The following is an 18,567-nucleotide window of genomic DNA, read 5'->3' as shown; positions in this document are numbered from 1 at the left end:
ATCCGCCGCTACATCATCTGGCGGAACAAGCACGCCGCCGACGAACGACTACGCGAAGTCGTCACCAGGGCGAACGTTGCCTGATGCGGCACTAGCGCTTGGTTTGGTCCGCCACGCCGGAGAACGTCATCCCTTCGTGGTCGCGGAACCCGACATGGACGGTCACAGTGGTGCGGCGGGGCTGTTGGGCACGGAAGGTGAGGTAACAGTGCTCGCCCGTCCCGTCCACCGGTTGTTCAGAACCCGTCCACTGACGTGGCCGTCAACTACTGCCGTCAGACGCCTTGGGAGCCCCGCCGGAAACCGATCCGACGGGGCTCCCAAACTATGAGCCGACCTGTTTCATAGGCCAATGCTCGGCTGACTACTCCACACTGTGGAGGCTTCCAGCGTTAGCGGCTCGACAGCTCCTGCTCCTGCGAGAAAAATCGCCCACAAAAGCTCCTCGCATGGAATGTGAGCCTCACCCTTCGTGTCGATCCAGACGCAAACGGATCCGTGGCTGCCAAGGGTGACATCCCACCACGACCAGGCCCGAAGATCCGGGTCGAAGCAGTAAAGCCACTCCTCTGCATCCCAGGGGCGATCCTCCCTGGCTTCCAGATACCTACGCTTCCCTTCACTCCCGACTGGATCGCCTTGGGCGCCATCGCCGGCCGCACTAGAAAGCTCGCGAAACCAGGACGGAAGCGAATCCACCGGCAAGTCATCACGCTCGAAGTCGATAGACCTGACGACCTCGACAGCCCCGCCGATCACATTCCTAAGACGTTCTGCATATCTCGCAGAATCGGTGCCAGGCGTGACAACCAGCAGGCCGAGCAGGCTGATCGGATCCTCCGAGGGGCGTAGCTTCAAGCGCTCCCCCTCGAAGGAGGGGTCGTAACGACTCATCATGCACTCCTATCCAATAATTCGACCCGACCCTGGGATTATGGCATCCATCAGTCCAGGGATATGGTGATCACGTAGCCCCACGAGGCCGGCACCGTCTGATCCATCCGGGGCCATCTTGCGAGCAAAGTTCCATTCACGCTTGGTCCCCGCCCAGCCGGGAGGCATGCGCTGAGGAAGTGCGGCTCCAGTAATCCCCTTGGCATAGGAGCTTGGCACATCAAACGCGATCAGCTGATCACCCTTAAAATCAAGCGAGTGATCGATCTTTCCAGTCATATTCAGGAACAGGGCGCCAGATCCCGAATATGAGACATTTCCATCTGCATCAACGGACAGTCTCTGGGTTGCCGGAATCGACGTGTCCTGCTTTCGATACACCGTCGTCTCGCCGCAGTTATGGACGAGGACCGGCGTCTCCCCAGCCAGTACATAGTACGTGTGGAGCTGGTCGACGGTGAGGTTGTACGCGGGGCGTGGGTCGGTGTGGTAGTTGCGGACTGATGCGACGGTGGCGGTGTTGCCCGGGGACGTCAGGAGCTGGTCGCCGGCGCGGAGGTCTGATGCATCCGTCCACCGCTTGGTCGTGATGTCCCAATAGGGGTGGTGCTGGGTCGAGGTGAGGGCTGCGGTCGCTCCGGTGGGGTTTCCAGCCTCAGCTTGAGGGTTGATTGCGGCCGAAATAGTGAGCTGGAGGTCGGTGAAGTCCTTGTCGTCGGGGGTGGTGATGGTCTGCGTGACGTCTTCACCGGTGGTGGTGCCAGTTTGGGGGTTGGTTGCGGAGACTTGATCGCCGACTGTCAGTTTGTCGATCGGCTTCGTGGATCCGTCTGAGAGAAGGACCTTGGTTCCGGCAGGGAAGCTGAAACACGGCGACCCAATGGGGCCTTCCGGTTTGGCGACGTAGGCGTCCCCAAAAGCGGCGAATAGGTACGTTCCTGAGTCAAACTCTGCAGTTTGCGTGTCGACGCCGTGCCGCTGAACCCAGGCCAGGTATTTGTCCTCAATAGAGGGGGCATCCTTCTTGTAATCCGCCCCTTCTATTGCCTTATTGTGATAGAGGAATTCAAACGTGGCCGACACGGGGGAAATGATGGCCGCACCGACACCGGCGAGGAAGTCTTTATTATTTCCTTCGCCGCCGTCATGATGGGGAGTGCATCGGCCATTGCTGCATTGAGCTGAGTATTCCTCGCGAATCGTCTTCCCGGTTGTCTTATAGACGTGCGAGGAATAAGCCTCAAAGCTTTCCGCCTTTTTGTTCTCTTCTACGATCTGGTCGTAGTCGCGGCCCTTCTCTGTCGGTGTGATTCCTCCGCTGCATGCATACATCCCGTTGCCGCACTCCTCGAAGTGCAGGCCAGAGGGGTCGGAGAGGTTGACGGGGTTGTTGTTGCTGTAGGCGTAGGCGTTCCACTGTTGTGGGGACGCGAGGTCGATGATGGGGTCGGGGTTGAGGAAGCGGCCGGTGGTGGGTTGGTATTCGCGGGCGCCGAGGTTGGTGAGGCCGGTGGCGTCGTCCTTGGTGCCGCCGACGTAGCCGTGGTCGCCGGCCCAGGTGGTGGGCTGGGTGCCGCGGGGGTTGCCGAACGGGTCGGACGGGCGCCGGGTCTCGGTCAGTGTGGTGCCGTCGAGGGCGAGGTTGCCGGTGCCGTGGTGGTCGGCGATCTGGTAGGTCGACTTGCCGCCCTGGCGGACCAGGGTGGTGCCGCCGGGGATCTGGTAGTAGCGGACGCCGGTGACTTTGTTGGCGGTCGCGTCGTAGATCAGTTCGTCGCCGCCGAGACTGATGGTGGTCTTGCCCGGGTCTCGGCGGATGAGCTGGTTGCCTGCTGCGTCGTAGAGGTAGGTGGTCGGTCCGGCGGTTCCTGTCTTGCTGTAGGAGGCGAGCTTGTTCTCGCCGTTCCAGGCCAGGGTTGCGGTCCCGGAGGTGTCGGTGACAGCGGTGGTGTTGCCTGCCGCGTCGTACTGGGCGCTGCTCGCGGTGGTGCCGCTTGGCGTAGTGGTGGAGGTGCCGGTCAGGGCGTGCGGTCCACCAGTGCCACCCCCGGTGTTGGCAGCGGTGGTCGGGGTGTTGACGGTCCCGGTGGCCGGGAAGGTCTGGTTGGTGGTGGTGTCCTTGGTGGTGTCACCGGCGGGGTCGTGCTGGACGAGCTGGGTGCGGTTGCCGGTGAGGTCGTAGCCGTAGCTCTGCCAATACGCGGCGGGGCCGCCGACCGTGGTCTTCAGCGGGGCCTGGGCGCCGCTGGTGGGGGTGGTGTTGGCGCAGGCGCCGATGCCTCCGACCGTGGGCTGGGCGGCCTGGGTGAGTGTGCCGCTGTCGGACCAGGCGTTGGTGAGCCGGCCGAGGTAGTCGTAGCCGAAGCACTGCAGGTCGGTGGACGCCGGGGTGTTGTCCGGGATGTTGCGGACGGCGGTGAGCTGCCCGGCGGGGTTGTAGGTGTAGGTGAGTTGCTGGACGGCTCCGGTGGCGGCGGTCTGCTTGTCGACGAACTGCTGCAGCTGGTGGCCGGTGGATTCGTCGTAGGTGTTGGTGACGACGATCTGGGTGCCCCACGGGTTCACGGTGGAGCGGATGTTGCGGCCGTAGGCGTCCCAGTCCGAGGACAGGTCGTAGGTGGTGGTGGCGCCGCCGTAGGTGCTCAGAGGGCCGTAGATGTCGTAGGTGTAGGCGACGGTCTCGCCGGCGATGTCGCCTACCGCTGAGCGGTTGTCCTTGGTGACTGCGCCGGTGACCGGGTCGTATTGCGCCTGGTAGGTGTAGGTGAAGGGGGTGGTGCCCTGGCCGATCTCGGTGCCGGGGATGGTGGTGGTGGTCTTGGTGGGGTGGTAGGCGGTGTCGTACGCCAGCACGGAGCTGGTGTAGGCGATGCCGGAGGCCCCGTTGACGTAGCGGGTCGAGGTCGAGGGCTTGCCCTTGACTACGGTGTCGTAGGTGAAGCCGGTCAGCTGGTTGGCCGGTGCGACCGATCCGGAGTAGGTACCCGTTGCGCGGCCGAGCAGATCGTAGGTGTACGCGATGGTCTGGTTGCGTGCGTCGGTGGCCGAGGCCAGTCGGCCCGCGGTGTCGTAGGCCTTGGTGCTGGCCCCGGTGTCCGGGTCGGTTGCGGTGACCTCACGTCCTCGCAGGTCGTAGCCCCGGGTCCAGGTGTTGCCCGCCGCGTCCCTCTGCGTGGCCAGGTGGCCGTCTGCCGTGTAGGTGTAGCTGGTGACGTCCGCGTCGGCCGGGTTTCCGGTGGCGGTAGCGGTCTTGTACTGCCAGAGCTGGGCCTTGTGACCGCGGGCGTCGGTGACGGTCGAGGTCGGCGTGGCTCCCGCGGGCGGCGTGACGTCGGTGCGGTCGGCGCCGGGGTAGGCGGTGGTGGTCGTGGACTGGACCACGCCGTAGGCGACGAACTGGGTGGTCACCGGGCGGCCGAGGCCGTCGTAGACGTTATAGGTCTGCGCCGGGACCTTCTGCGTGGTGGTGAGGAACGGTGTGGTGCTGGGTGAGGCGTCGCCGTTGTACCAGAGGCTGTTGGCCCTGGTGACACGCCCTTGCGAGTCGTAGACGGTGTCGGTGATCAGCCGGCCGCCCTTGTAGGCGGACAGGGCCGGTGTCGACTGGGTCTGGACGACGCGTCCTTCGCCGTCCATGATGTTGATCTTGACGGCGTAGGAGCCGTCCGTGAGCAGGCTGGATGACGTCGACGTCGGTGGTACGGCGCTGCCGTTGACCACGCCCGGGAGCGTGTAGGAGAACCTCTTGTTGGCGCTCGCCGTGGTGGCCTGGCCTGGGAGCCACATGCTGGTCGCCCGGCCGAGGGCGTCGTAGGCCTCGGTGGTCGTGCGGCCGTTGGGATCGGTCACCGTCAACGGCAGCGAACGTGCGGGGTCGTAGGTGGTGGTGGTGACCCGGCCTGTGGCCGCGTCGCTGGCGCCGGCAGGTGCGGGGCTGGTGGTGGTGATGCGGTTGGGTAGTTCACCGGCGCCGGCCGCTGCGTAGGCGGTGGTGACCGTCGCGCCGTTCGGGTGGGTGCTGTCGGTGGCGTTGGGGTCGGTCGCGCTCGTAATGCGGCCGTAGCCGTCGTACGTCGCGTTGGCCGCGGTGAACTGTGGCGTTCCGGTGGAGTCGAAGTGGTCGAGGGTCAGTGCGCTGGTCGTGTCGTGTGCTGTTCCGGTCTGTCCGAAGGCCTGGCCGTCGTACAGGCTCCGTGTCCACGAGACGGTGTTGGCCGCCGTGGGAGTCGCAGTGCAGGCGTTCGCGCCGGAGACCGCTGTCGACTCGGAGGACAGCTCCATGACTTGGGGGTCTGTTCCGGTGGCGTAGCCGGTGCGGGTGCAGATGTCCGGAAGGCCGTCGGTGCTGTCGAGCGAGGTGCTGACGCGGTTGCCGTGCGACGAGTCAGTGGTGGTAGTGGTGCTGGTGGACTGCCAGGTTCCGTCTGCCTTGAGCGACTTGGCCGTGCGCACGGTCGTGGTGGCCGCGTACTGGGCCAGGAGTGCGGGCAGGTTGTTGCCCTGGCCGTGGGTGGCGGTGGTGACCGGCCCTCCGCTGAAAGACTTCACCGTGTAAGCGGTGATGGTTCCGGTCGGGTCGGCACTGGTGTAGGTGTCGCTCTCCCTGGTCTGGCCCGAGAACCAGTCGGAGTCCGTTGCCTGGCCGCCGAGCGGACCTGCGACCTGGACGCTGCGGGCGGTGCCGTTTGCCAGCAGGTCGCCATCCATGCCCTGGTAGAAGGTCGTCGACTTCTTCGACTGCTTCCCGTCGTTGCCGCTGCCGGACACCTCGGTGACGGAGGCGTAGCCGCGGAACTGGTCCCAGGTGCGGACCTTGTCGTCGATGGCTGCGGAGGTGTTGCGGTGCCAGGCGGCGTTGCCGTAGCTGTAGTTGGTCACGACCGGAACCGACCCTGGCGTGCCGGGGTTCGTGGTGACGCTGGTGACCGGGTACTTGAGGAACCAGTCGTCGACGGGTGTCGAGCCGGCGATGGAGCCGGGCGGGTTCCACTTGACGTTGTAGCAGGAGAGGGTGTCGCTGTCGGCGGAGGCCGGCATGACGTTGTTGACGCGTGAGCAGGCGGCGGCGGCGTAGTTGACACCGATGGTGCTGCCGGTCTCGGTGGTGATCAGCTGGATGCGGGGCCGATTGTAGGCCGGCGGCGCGGGCACGAGGTTGGTGCCGTCGACGCGGTTGGGCAGCAGCTGCGCGGTGAAGGACACCGCCGGGATGGTGATGGAGCCGCCGGTGGCCTGGGGGTCCTGGCCGGTGCGCTGCACGGAGGCGAGCCAGGGGACCTGGGTGTTCTCGGTGGCGTTCTGCACGTTGATGAACGTGTGGTTGAGCGCGTACGAGTCCACGGTCTGGTAGGCGCCGTTGACCTTCACCTGGGTGGCGATGGACGCCAGCCACTTGGTGGTCCAGTACGTCGGCCCGTAGACCGTGCAGGTGCTGGTCGCGTCGCACTGCTGGTCCAGCGGCACGTCCGGCCAGTTCGCCGCGTTGGCCGCGGTGCGCTGGGACGAGTCACAGGCCGCGGTGGAGGTCACGCACCGTTCGGAGGTGGTGAAGACGACCTTCGCGGCCGGGTTGTAGCCGCCGATGTTGCTCAACTGGTCCGAGAGCAGCTGCCCGTAGCCGATCGAGCTGAGCTCGCCGGCGCGGGTGTAGGCGGTGCTGGTGCCGTTGCCGTTGTTCTGGGCGCCGCCGCGGGAGTAGTAGTTCGTCTCGGGCGTGTAGGTGTAGGTGGTGAGGTTGCCATGCGGGTCGACGACGAAGTCGAGGTTCCAGCGCCAGGCGCTCTGGCACCACGAGCCCTGGCCCTTGGCCGGGTCGTAGCACGGGTCCCCGCTGTTGGGGGAGTAGACCGGGACGGTCCACGCCGAGCCGCTGTCCGCGCCGAGCGTGGTCGGGTTGCCGTTGGCGTCCGGTACGTGGTTCAGGCCGAAGTAGGAGACCGTACCGTCTGTGTCGGTGACCTTGATGTAGGAGCCGTTCCAGGTGCCGTTGGTCGCACCGGTCAGGAACTGCACCTTGGTGCCGTCGTCGTCCTTCAGCCGCCAGGTGCAGGCCGCCTGCTCCATCGCGGCGGGCGCGCCGGACTGGCAGGAGGCGTCGTCCGGCACGAGCTGCCCGGAGTGGCCGGCGAAGGACATGGTCAGGTTCGCGCCGCCCCAGCACTGGTCACCGGAGTTGGTGATCCCGTCCTGCGCACAGGGCTTGAACGACCGCTCGACGAAACCGGTGCCGAAGTCCCAGCCGTCGCCGATCCAGGAGGCCTGGGCGTTCGTCGACGAGGTTCGCCCGTCCACCGAGGCCGAGTCGTAGGACAGCGACACCTTCGGGGCCGAGCCGGCCAGCGCAGGTGGCACCTGCACCGGGTAGCCGTATGTGAACGCGCCGGATGAGCCGCCAGCAGTCCAGGACTGGGAGGGGCCGAGCGGGGTCGCCGCGTAGGTGCCGGCTCCGCTCGACGCGCCCGACACCACGCCGATCGTGGTCGAGGTGGTGGTGCTGCCCGCGTACACCGCGCGGGACGCCCCGGTGGTGGTGTCGGTGGAGGTCTTGGTCGCCGGGGCGGCCGGAGTCTTGGCGGTGCCAGTCCCGTTCAGCGGGAGGTCGGCGAGGAGCTTCTTCGTCGACGGATCGTAGTGCGATTCGACCGGCGTCTGCTTGCGGCAGTCGGGCGCCTGCGGCGTCGTCGTCGCGCAGTCCGGCAGGACCACCAGGTGGGCCCGGGCAGCCCAGTTCGCCCCGAACGCGGCGTCCAGGCCGGCAGCGTCGACGCCCAGGCGCACGGGCGCGTCGTCGCCCGAGCCGGGGCGGGTGAGGGTGACCGCGATGCCGGGGATCCCGGCGCTCGCCGAGGTCTTGGCATCGGCGACCTCGACCTGGATCGTCTGACCGGCGGCCGAGGAGCCGGGCAGCGGCGCGACCGTCACCGGAAGCCCGGAGGCCTTGGCTTCGTCGCCGGCCTGTGGCTTCTCGCCGTCACCCAGGGGGTGCGCCTCGGGTGCGGAGCCGAGCTTCACCGGGGCGTGGCCGCTGGGGACCGGCTGCGGGTTCTTCGGCGGCGTCCAGGCCGGCGGCACCGGGTGTTCCGGCTTCGGGGCTGCGACCGGGTCAGCGTTTCTCCCCGCAACCGAAGCGGTCTTCGGCAGGGCGGTGTTGGGCGGGGACCACGTGCGCGAGTAGTCCGGCCCGTCCGCCGCTGCCGCGATCGGCAACGGCGCCACCAGCGACCCTAGAACGGCCGCCGTGGTGACGGCCGCGAGCCGCCCGCGCAGTCTTCCCCTCCTACCTTTTATTCTCTCGAAGCTTGATCGTTGCATACCTGACACTCTTTTAGTTCCCCATCTTTTTCCGCCCCCCGAAGTTGGGAGCGAAGTCCTGTATCCGAACCGATGGATGCTAGCGGGTATTGACGACGAGTAGCCAAGATGCATCGTTGGGTGAGCATTCTCACGGGGTGTCACGAATCGGCTATTTCACTGCAAGCTGGAACTTTGGTGCCGAATTGCAGTGGCCGATGTCCCGTTCCACCCCTACGGTGCCCCTGACCTGTGCCTATTCAGGGCATCCCGTGTTTTGGGGGGAGATTCCCGTTTTGAACAGAAAGCGCCGCTTCAACGGTGCACCACTCAGGGCAGGGACGGCAGCAGCTGTCCTGGTACTCGCGACTGGCCTCTCGGGGCTCACTGCTCACGCCGTCGATGCTCCGGTGGTGCCGTCGCAGGCCGAGATCGATGCCGCCACCGCGAGGCAGCAGCAGGTACGGCCGCCGGCCGGCGCGGCAGAGAAGGCCATTGCGGAGGCCAAGGCCACGCAAAAGAACGTCACCGTCGACTCGCTCACGACCGAGTTCAGCGAGACCGTGGCCACCCCCGAGGGCCATCTCGCGTTCACCAGTCACCTGGACCAGCAGCGCGTCCGCCACGGCGACACCTGGCAGTCGCTGGACGCCACGCTCGCCGCGAATTCGGACGGCACGTTCTCGCCGAAGTCCGCGGCGGGGCAGCTGGTGCTGTCCAAGGGCGGTTCGGGGCCGCTGGCCACCATGACGAGTGCGGACGGCAAGAAGCTCGCCCTGTCGGCGCCGTTCGCGCTGCCCGCGCCGACCGTCAGCGGCGACAGCGTGCTCTACCCGTCCGTCGCCCCGGACATCGACCTCAAGGTCACTGCCACCAAGCTCGGCGGCCTCACCACCGTCCTCGTCGTCAAGACCCAGGCCGCCGCGGCCAACCCGGTCCTGAAGAACCTGCATTTCGACACCACGACGGACGGCGTCACCGTCAACAGCGACGCACACGGCAACATCACCGCCGCAGGTGCGGACGGCAAGCCCCGCTGGATCGCCCGCGCCCCGCAGATGTGGGACAGCACCACCCCGGCCCCTGCGAGCACCGCCACACCCGCCGCACCCGCCACGAAGACCGCGAATGTCGCGACCGCCCGCACGGTCGCGGCCACCTTCGCCGACACCCCCGCGGGCACCGGCAGCAGCACCGACGTCCCTGCGGCCACCGGCAAGGGCGCCGCCACCGGATCGGACGCGGGCCCCGGCGCGGGCTCCAAGGTCGCCACCATGCCGGTCAAGGCGGGAACTGCAGGCATCGACCTGACGCCCGACCAGGACCTCCTGGCGCACGGCACCGCCCCGTACTACATCGACCCCGACTGGCTGCCCTGGAGCCTGTCCGGCAACGCCTGGACCTGGGTCCAGTCCGCCCACGACGGCTCCAACAACTGGCTGCGCCAGGGCACCTCCGACAGTGACTACCCGGGCGTCGGCGTCTGCGGCTCCTACCCCAACGGCGGCAGCTGCTCTCCCGCCGACATCGAGCGCGCCTTCTACCAGTTCGACATCAGCTCGCTGGGCGGGGCGGTCATCAACTCCGCGACGATGACCGTGCAGGAGTACGTCTCCGCCGACTGGTCCTGCACCAACACCTACCCGCTCAACCTGTTCGTCACCGGCGGCATCGCCAACGGCACGACCTGGTCCAACCAGCCCGGACAGATCGGCGGTCAGATCGGCGCCACCGCATGGGTCGGCGGCTCGGGCAAGGACCCGTGCCACGACAACGTGCCCTTCTCCTTCGACGTCTCCGGCGCGATGAAGCAGTACGTCAACAACGGCCAGCTGACCTTCGGCCTCTACGGCGACGAGAGCAACCAGTACGCCTTCAAGCGCTTCACCTACCAGCCCGCGCTGTCCGTCACCTACGACCGGATCCCCAACGTCCCGACCAACCCGGGAGTGTGGCCGGCGCCCAAGACGGTCAGCCCCGCGGCGACCTACCAGGCCTGCGGCGACGGCAACGCCAACAACTGGGCCTGGCTCGGCGCCGGCTCCAACCAGGACAACACCGTCTACCTCAACGCCACCGCATCCAGCCCCGTCCAGAGCCAGATAGCAACCTGGGACCACCTCTGGGACTTCAACCTCCCCGGCGCCCCCGACGTCGCAAAGGGCACCACGCCCCTGGTCGGCAACGGCGGCGTCACGACCTTCCAGGTCCCCGGCAGCGTGATCCAGGACGGCCACGCCTACGGCTACAGCATCATGGCCACCGACACCGTGCAAGGCATGACGTGGTCCGCCGCCACCCCGACCTGCTACTTCAAGGTCGACCTCACCCCGCCGACCGTCACCTTCCCCACCACCGTCACCGACACCACCAAGCAGTTCCCGCCCTCCGGCAACGGCCAGACCACCCAGCTCTACGCCGGACAGAGCGGCAACATCCCGTTCACCGCGACCGACCAGGCCCCCAGCGGCGGCTACTCCTCCGGCACGGCCTGCCTGCGCTGGAGCTTCGACCCGCAACTCGCCGACGCCACCTGGAAGTGCGGCAGCGCCATGCCCACCGGCCAGATCCCGGTGACCCCCGGACGCTGGGGCACCAACGTCCTCTACGTCCAGGCCGAGGACAACGCCGGCAACCTCTCACCCGTCGCGCAGTACGCCTTCTACGTGCCGTGGAACCCAAACAGCCCGGCCCCGACGTTCGGCGACGTCACCGGCGACGCCCTGCCCGACATCCTCACCGCCGATCCCAACGGTGACCTGCGGGTCTACAACTTCCCCGCAGGCGCGCCCAAGGCCACGCTGGCGGCGCCCAAGGCCAAGTCCCCCGGCGGCGACTCCTGGGCGAACTACCGCACCACCCACCGCGGCAGCCTTACCGGAGGCAAGAACGTCGACGACCTCATCGTCCACAAGGACGGCGACAAGAACCTCTACTCCTACAAGAACCCGGGTAACACCCCCGTCCTGGGCGTCTTCGACGCCAACAGCACCCTGGCCAAGCCGGCCTGCGACCCGACCCTGACCGGCTCCGACTGCACCGGCTACAACGCGACCGACTGGTCCACCACCCTGCAGATCGCCGCCAGCGGCGACCCCAAGACCAGCAACCTCGACACCAACGGGAAATTCCAGAACCGCACCGGCCTGTTCACCGTCGAGACCAGCCCGGACGGCACCGGCGCCCTCTGGTTCTACCCGACCACCCTCGACGCTACCTTCGGCTCCCCGACCAAGCTCGCAGCCACCGGCTGGAAGGGCTGGGACCTCATCTCCCCAGGAGACTGGGCCAGCCAGGGACACCCCGGCCTGTGGGCACGCAACCAGAGCACCGGCGAACTGCGCGGCTACACCTTCACCATCAAAACCATCACCGTCACCGACGACTTCGGCAGCAGCACCGTTTACAACACCCTCACCAAGATCGCCACCGACACCCAGCTCTCCGGCTCCGGCGTCACCGCCGCCCGCTGGCCGGTCATCGGATCCGATGGCGACCTCACCGGCTCCGGATCACCCACCCTGTGGGGCATGACCCCCAACGGCGTCATCCAGATCTGGACCGGCCACTCCACCACCACCGCCCCGTACTACACCTGGGTCACCGGCCCGATCGGCGTCCTCAGCACCTACGGTGCCAACAGCCCCGTCGCCTACGCCGCCCAAACCGGCAAGTGCGTCGACGTCAACGGTGCCAGGACCGCACCCGGCACGGCGGTCGACCTGTGGGACTGCAACCCCACCAACGCCCAGTGGACCTTCCAGCCGGACGGCACCCTGCGCACCCTGGGAGGCTGCCTCGATGCCACCCAGTCCGGCACCGTCAACGGGACGCTGCTGGAGCTCTGGACCTGCAACAGCGGCCCCAACCAGATCTTCCTGCCCAGGGCGGACGGCACCCTCTACAACCCCTACTCCGGCCGCTGCGCCGACATACCCTTCGGTAACACCACCAACGGCACCCGCCTCGAACTCTGGGACTGCAACGGCGGCGCCTCACAGAAGTGGGTCCTCCCCGTACGGAGCTGACCTCGTAGGACAGGACCCTGGTAGGCCGGGTGAACAGCCGTAACGCGGCTCACGCCCGCCCGACCGGGAAGTCGGCTCCAGTCCCGGGCCAGGGGCGTTTCTAAGTCGCGGTGATCATGTGAGCTCGCAGGACGCGACGATATGAGGATTGCGGGCCTGGCCGTCACAAACGCATCGAAGCTCCGGTCGGACGGGGGTGACCTTCCCAAGTCGCCTCGTACCACCGGAGCTTCGATGCGTCGTCAGTCTGCCTGATCAAGTCGCCCGCCCGAAAGGGTGTGGCGGGATTGTCGCTGGTGGAGCGACCTGCCTGACCAGCGCAACAACAAGCTCACGCCGACGACGCCCGCACCCTCATCGCCTCCGCACTCCGCACCCTCTGACCGGTCCCGCTTACCAGCCACTCCACCTACGGAACCTCGTGTCGGGCCCGATGCCCCACTTCCTCATCCGAACGAGCGAGTTGCCCGGCCAGGGCACGCGCCCCAGTGAGGACCGCATCTTCGCCACCCCGGACGGCCTGGCCGTCGCGCTCTCCACGCTGTCCGACGAGCAGCCCCGCGGCGGCTGGTACGCCGACACCCTCGGCGAGCTGATCGTCGACCGTCTCTCGGACGACGACGACTCTGAGCTGACCGAGCTCCTGCACAACACCATCGCGGCCATCACCCGCGACCACACCCTCGTGCCGGGCGCCTCGCCGGCCGCCACGGTGTCGACCGTGCGGCTGCGCGGCACGGTGGTGGAGGCTGCCGTCCTCGGCCCCGGCGGCCTGGTGTCGGTGCTCACCGACACCGGGCTGGCCTCGCTCATCGAGCCGCCCCGAGGCCACCGAGTACCGGCGGCGCCTGGCGGGCGGCAGCGGCTTCGCCGAGGAGCACCGGGCCCTGCTCCGGGCCATGCGCGACGCCCAGATGGGCTGGATCAACAGGCCCAGAGGCTACTGGGTGGCTGGGGCCGTCCCGCGCGCCGGGCGGCGAAGCGGTCACGGCCACCTGGCCGGCCGCCGACGTCACGGAGATCATCGCCGCCACGGACGGCGTCTCCAGCGCCGTCGACGACTACAAGGTGTACTCGTGGGCGCAGTTGGCCGCCGGGTGCAGCGAGCTGGGTCTGCAGACCATGGTCGACGCCATCCACGGCGCCGCGTCGAAGAACGCGCAGCTCCCGGACCCATCCAAGCATGTGACGACACGGGTGGACGTCAGGCTGATGCCCTGCGGGCGCTCGCCAAGCAGACCCGGAGGTGCACGCCGCGGCTTCTATGCTCGGGATCACGACCCCACCACCAATCCACCTGCGCCGCAGCATGTCCGCATCCAGACGACTGGCCCGACCGCGCGCCTGGAAATCGACGGCCGCGACGTCGCCGACCAGGTCCAGGTCCGTTCCTACGAGCTGCGGCACGCCGCCGGGCAGCTGCCGGAGCTACAGCTGCTGCTGCGCCCGAACGCCGGCACCGCGTGAGAGGGCGCCGCGCGCATCGCGGTCGGCGGGGCCCCTGATCCCGGCCCGACCGCCGCGTTTCTGGCCGCCCCCGAACCCGGCGAGACCGAAGGCGCGGTCCTCGTCTGGCCCTTTGGGTGAGCCGTGAACAGACAAATCAGCGGTCCGACGAACAGTCAGGAAATTCAGCATTCAGTCAGCATCGGCCCTACTAAACCCGTCCACACAAGGTCAGACCCTAGAAAGATCACTCGCGCGGATCAGCCCGCCCACCGAGTGGTTGCGGCACAACCCGCGACCGCCTCCGGCGCCGAAACGGCTCTCTCCACGACAACTCGGAAGCCCCTCAATGCGCATGTCAGCGCTCCCGCCCCCGGGCCTTCAGCGGGGTGGCGGGCAGCTCCGGGGCGGCGAGGCGCGGGCCGTCGTAGCCGCGGACCTCGCCGAAGCGGCCGCCGCGCTCCCAGTCCCGCCGGGCCTCGGCGATCTCCTCGCCGGTGCGGGCGACGAAGTTCCACCACATGACGAGGCGTTCCTCGAAGGGCACCCCGCCGAGCAGCAGGACGGCGCCGTCGGTGTGGGCGCGCAGCGGGAGCGAGGTGCGGCCGCAGCCGAGGTAGAGCATCGAGCCGGGCTCCACCGGGACGCCGTCCACGTCGATCCGGCCGGCCATCGCGAGCACGGCGTACTCGAAGTCGGGCAGGACGGGCAGCCGCAGGTCCGCGCCCTCGGTGAGCGCCAGGTCGGCGCCGACCAGCGGGGTGTAGGCGGTGCCGGGCGAGGTGGCGGTGTCCAGGGTGCCGAGGATGACGGTGCCGCGCAGGCCGGGCGCGGTGACCACCGGCAGGTCGGGGTGGTGCTCGAAGGCCGGGGCGGTGTGCCGGTGGGCGTCCGGCAGGGCGACCCACAGCTGGGCGCCGTGCAGGTAGCGGGCGTGCGGGCGGGGCGACTCCTCGGAGTGCGAGATCGCCCGGCCGGAGGTCATCAGGCCGAGCTCGTACGGCCGGACGGTCTGCAGGCTGCCGAGGCTGTCCCGGTGCAGCACCTCGCCCTGGTGAAGCCAGCTGACCGTCTGCAGGCCCAGGTGCGGGTGCGGCGGGACCTGCATGCCGGGCTCGTCGGCGATGTCGTCCGGGCCGTAGTGGTCGACGAAACACCAGGCGCCGACCATCCGGCGGCCGAGGTTGGGGAGCAGCCGGCGCACCACCGTGCTCTCGCCGAGCTGGACCTGACGGCCCGTCAGCAGATCGCGGACGGGGCCGATGGCGGCCTCCCGGCCGCAGGCGGTCGGGGCGGGCGTGCGGTCGAGGTTGCTCATTGCGGTTCCACCACCGTGCGGGAGGGGGCGTGTCTGCGCGTGCAGCCTCGATCATCCGTCAGGGCGGGCCGTTCCTCCACCCGCGCCCGCCCGTCCGGACGTCGTCGGGCACCGGGTGTCAGTGCTCGCAGGCCCACCAGGCCTCGGCGGTGGCCTTGTCGGCGAGCTCGCGCAGCTTGCGGACGGCCTCGGCCGGGTCCTCGGCGCCGTACACGGCCGAGCCGGCCACGAAGACGTCGGCGCCGGCCTCGGCGCAGCGCTCGATGGTGCTCGCGGAGACGCCGCCGTCGACCTGCAGCCACAGCTCCAGGTCGTGCTTGGCGATCAGCTCCCGGGTGCGGCGGATCTTCGGCAGCATGATGTCCAGGAAGGCCTGGCCGCCGAAGCCGGGCTCGACGGTCATGATCAGCAGCATGTCCAGCTCGGGGAGCAGGTCCTCGTAGGGCTCGATCGGGGTGCCGGGCTTGAGCGCCATGGAGGCGCGGGCGCCCTTGGCGCGGATCTCCCGGGCCAGGCGGACGGGCGCGGCGGCGGCCTCGACGTGGAAGGTGACCGAGCCGGCGCCGGCCTCGACGTACTGCGGGGCCCAGCGGTCCGGGTCCTCGATCATCAGGTGGCAGTCGAGCGGGGTGCTCGTGGCGCGGGCGAGCGATTCGACGATCGGGACGCCGAGGGTCAGGTTGGGCACGAAGTGGTTGTCCATGACGTCCACGTGCAGCCAGTCGGAACCCCGGACGGCCTCGGCCTCCTCGGCGAGCCGGGCGAAGTCCGCGGACAGGATGCTGGGGTTGATCTGGGCCATGGCCGACTACCTTCGTGCGAGGGCTTGCGAGGGCTGGGCCCTGGGCGGGCCCGGGCGCCCGGCGGCGGGCACCTCGCCCCATCATCTCGCGCTGTGCGGGCGGCCGACGCCCCCGTGGGACGCAGGTGACCGCGATCACACCCGCCCCGGGGGTTACCGCTGCGGCGGCCGGGGTCATCAGCACGTGAGCGCCCCAGCGGGCGCGCACACTCCTGCGAGGAAGGCCTCCCGATGTCCGCTCCCGTCCACCCCGCCCGCGCACTGTGGCGGCTCTTCGAGCCGGTGCACGCCGTCGCCTTCCTCCAGCCCGAGAGCCGGGCGGCGTTCGAGGGGGTCGGGCTGGACGGCGCCTGGCGCGGCTACTTCGCCGGCCGCGCGGCCCCGCTGGGCCCGGTGGACGCACCGCCGGTGATCGCCGCGTTCTTCAGCTTCGCCCCGGCCAGGGTCGAGCAGGCCCTGCCGGAGGTGTGGACGCACGCGGGCCCGGAGCGGGCGCTGGCCGCCCGGACCGAGGGCGCGGCGGCCGCGCTGGCCCGGCTGCTGCAGCCCGTCGACCGCGAGCAGGTCGAGTCGGCGACCGACGCGCTGGAGGCGGCGGTGGCCCGGCTGGACTGCACCGGCCGGGTGCTGGCCGCCGCCAACGCCGCCCTCCCCCGCCCCACCGGGCTGTACGGACGGCTCTGGCAGGCCGCGACCGCGCTGCGCGAGCACCGCGGCGACGGCCACGTGGCCGCCCTGGTCGCGGCCGGGCTGGACGGCTGCGAGGCGCCGGTGCTGCACTGCGCGCTGGATGCCAGCCGCGAGGTGCTGCAGCCGCTGCGCGGGTGGACGGACGATGAGTGGGCGGCCGCCGCCGGCCGGCTGGTCGAACGCGGCTGGCTGACGGCCGCCGGTACGGTCACCGAGCTCGGCCTGATCCGCCACCAAGCGCTGGAGGCCGCCACCGACCTGGCCGCCGGCCGGGTCTGGGAGGGCCGGCCGGACGGCGAACTCGACCGGCTGGCCGCCGCGTTGACCCCGATCGCGGCGCTCTGCCGCGAGCAGATGCCGATCAACCCGCTCGCGATGCCGCCGGTGGCGGCGCCCCGGTAACGGGACGCGCGGGCGGGCGGCAGCCGCGGCGGGCAGGGGGTGACCGTCATCACACCCGCCTCCGGGATTACCCCGCCCGCCACCGGGGTCATCAGCACGTGAGCGGCCCCGCCGAGCGCCCGGCCGCCCCCCGACCAGTCCCGCTCCCCGCGCCCGCCCGGAGCCCGTCCGAGGAAGGTCTCCCGATGGCCGATCTCGTCCACCCCGCCCGCGCACTGTGGTGGCTCTTCGAGCCGGTGCACGCCGTCACCTACTTCCAGCCCGAATGCCTCGGCGCCTTCGAGGAGGCCGGCCTGCGCGGCTTCTGGCGCGGCTACTTCGCCGGCCGCTCGGCCCCGCTGGGCCCGGTGGACGCACCGCCGGTGATCGCCGCGTTCTTCGGCTTCGCCCCGCCCATGGTGGAGCGCGCGCTGCCCTCGGTGTGGTCGCTGGCGAGCCCGCAGGAGGCGCTGGCCGCCCGCTCCAAGGGCGCCGGGCAGGCGCTGGCCCGGCTGCTGGAGCACGTCGACCGGGAGCAGGTCGAGCGGGCCACCGACGCGCTGGAGCTGGCCGCGGCCCGGCTGGACTGCGCCGGCCGGGTGCTGGCCTCCGCCAACGCCGCCCTCCCCCGGCCGACCGGGCTGTACGAACGGCTCTGGCAGGCCACCACCGTGATGCGCGAGCACCGCGGCGACGGCCACGTGGCCGCCCTGGTGGCGGCCGGGCTGGACGGCTGCGAGGCGCTGGTCGTCCGCTGCGCGATGGACATGCGGCGCGAGGACGTCCAGCCGGTGCGCGGCTGGACCGACGCCGAGTGGGAGGCCGCCGCCGGCCGCCTGGTCGAGCGCGGCTGGCTGACGGCGGAGGGGACGGTCACCGAGCTCGGCCGGATCCGCCACCAGGCCCTGGAGGCCGCCACCGACCTGGCCGCCGCCCGGGTCTGGGAGAACTACCCGCGGGCCGAACTCGACCGGCTGGCCGCCGCGTTGAAGCCGATCTCGGCGCTCTGTCGGGGCAGCCTGCCCTGGTACCCGGTCGGGCTGCCGGAGAACGCCTAGTCCGCACCGCCGGGCGGGCCGAGGACGATCGCCCGCCCGGCGTAGAACGGCCCGAACGAGCGCCACGGCACCGGCGCGAACTCCTGCGACTCCTCCGCGAAACCGGACGGGTTGTGGATCAGCAGCGCCGCGTCCGTGACGCCCACCGCGAGCACCAGGTGGCCGCCCCGGCGCACCGGCTCCGGCCCCCGCGGCTCCCGGATCGACGGGTGCACCGACAGCATCACCAACCGCCCGCCGGCCACCTCGGCCGCCACCTCCTCCGGGCCCGCCTCACGGGCCTGCGCGGCCAGCCCCCAGCGCTCCCGGACGTACCCGGCGAACGGCGTGTGCACCAGTCCGCGCAGGCTCTCGCCGTCCCGGACGTACGCGCCCGCCGCCACGCACTCGTCCGCCAGCCTCAGCGCCGGCGGGGCCACGCCCCACCAGTGGTCCAGCGCCATCCGCAGGCAGGCCACCCCGCACAGCCGCCACGACCACCAGGCGTACTCCTCCGGGGTGGCGGCGCCGGACTGGCCCCAGCGCGGGTCCTCGGCCGCGTCCAGCCGCCCGTCGATGATCGCCCGCACCAGCTCCGCCGACTCCCACTGCGCGTGGTACGGCACCTCGTGCACCACCGGTGCGCCAGCCCTGTCCGCCATGCCCAGACGCTCTCACGCC

Annotated in this window: 9 protein-coding genes and 1 pseudogene; 5 read left to right on the top strand and 5 right to left on the bottom strand. The window is 69.8% G+C overall.

The genetic code is table 11. The annotated features are described in order from the left end of the window. Nucleotides 1–84 (top strand): annotated as a pseudogene (locus tag ACPC54_RS15980) (transposase); the annotation flags it as partial. Between the two features lie 258 nt (nucleotides 85–342). On the opposite strand, the gene ACPC54_RS15975 reads toward ACPC54_RS15980, so the two are convergent. Then, nucleotides 343–894, bottom strand: a complete 552-nt coding sequence (locus tag ACPC54_RS15975) for a hypothetical protein (protein WP_498965377.1) — start codon at nucleotides 892–894, stop codon at nucleotides 343–345. Between the two features lie 9 nt (nucleotides 895–903). Next, on the bottom strand, nucleotides 904–7,965 hold the full coding sequence (locus tag ACPC54_RS15970; protein WP_498965376.1) for an RHS repeat-associated core domain-containing protein: 7,062 nt from the start codon (nucleotides 7,963–7,965) through the stop codon (nucleotides 904–906). A gap of 632 nt (nucleotides 7,966–8,597) precedes the next feature. Here ACPC54_RS15970 and ACPC54_RS15965 point away from each other — a divergent pair. Next, nucleotides 8,598–12,212 carry a ricin-type beta-trefoil lectin domain protein gene (locus tag ACPC54_RS15965; RefSeq protein WP_498965375.1) on the top strand — a complete coding sequence of 1,205 codons (3,615 nt, stop codon included), beginning with the start codon at nucleotides 8,598–8,600 and terminating at the stop codon, nucleotides 12,210–12,212. Nucleotides 12,213–13,334: 1,122 nt separating this feature from the next. Continuing rightward, complete coding sequence (locus ACPC54_RS15960) at nucleotides 13,335–13,679, top strand: hypothetical protein (protein ID WP_498965374.1); 345 nt, start codon at nucleotides 13,335–13,337, stop codon at nucleotides 13,677–13,679. A 337-nt stretch (nucleotides 13,680–14,016) separates the two neighbouring features. Here the strand turns inward: ACPC54_RS15960 and ACPC54_RS15955 are convergent, their stop codons facing one another. After that, nucleotides 14,017–14,976, bottom strand: a complete 960-nt coding sequence (locus tag ACPC54_RS15955; RefSeq protein ID WP_498965373.1) for a pirin family protein — start codon at nucleotides 14,974–14,976, stop codon at nucleotides 14,017–14,019. A gap of 118 nt (nucleotides 14,977–15,094) precedes the next feature. Next, on the bottom strand, nucleotides 15,095–15,778 hold the full coding sequence (rpe, locus tag ACPC54_RS15950; RefSeq protein WP_498965372.1) for a ribulose-phosphate 3-epimerase: 684 nt from the start codon (nucleotides 15,776–15,778) through the stop codon (nucleotides 15,095–15,097). Between the two features lie 231 nt (nucleotides 15,779–16,009). Between rpe and ACPC54_RS15945 the strand changes: the two genes are divergently transcribed. After that, on the top strand, nucleotides 16,010–16,870 hold the full coding sequence (locus ACPC54_RS15945) for an SCO6745 family protein (RefSeq protein ID WP_498965371.1): 861 nt from the start codon (nucleotides 16,010–16,012) through the stop codon (nucleotides 16,868–16,870). Between the two features lie 185 nt (nucleotides 16,871–17,055). Further along, nucleotides 17,056–17,907, top strand: a complete 852-nt coding sequence (locus ACPC54_RS15940) for an SCO6745 family protein (RefSeq protein ID WP_498965370.1) — start codon at nucleotides 17,056–17,058, stop codon at nucleotides 17,905–17,907. Here ACPC54_RS15940 and ACPC54_RS15935 read toward each other — a convergent pair. Next, nucleotides 17,904–18,548 (bottom strand): cysteine peptidase family C39 domain-containing protein, encoded by a 645-nt coding sequence (locus tag ACPC54_RS15935; protein ID WP_498965369.1) that lies wholly within the window; start codon nucleotides 18,546–18,548, stop codon nucleotides 17,904–17,906. The genes ACPC54_RS15940 and ACPC54_RS15935 overlap by 4 nt on opposite strands. Between the last annotated feature and the right edge of the window lie 19 nt (nucleotides 18,549–18,567).

Source organism: Kitasatospora sp. NPDC094028 (assembly GCF_049543595.1).
Lineage (GTDB): Bacteria > Actinomycetota > Actinomycetes > Streptomycetales > Streptomycetaceae > Kitasatospora.
Note: the sequence above shows the minus strand (reverse complement) of the source record. Positions and strands in the feature narration are given on the sequence as shown.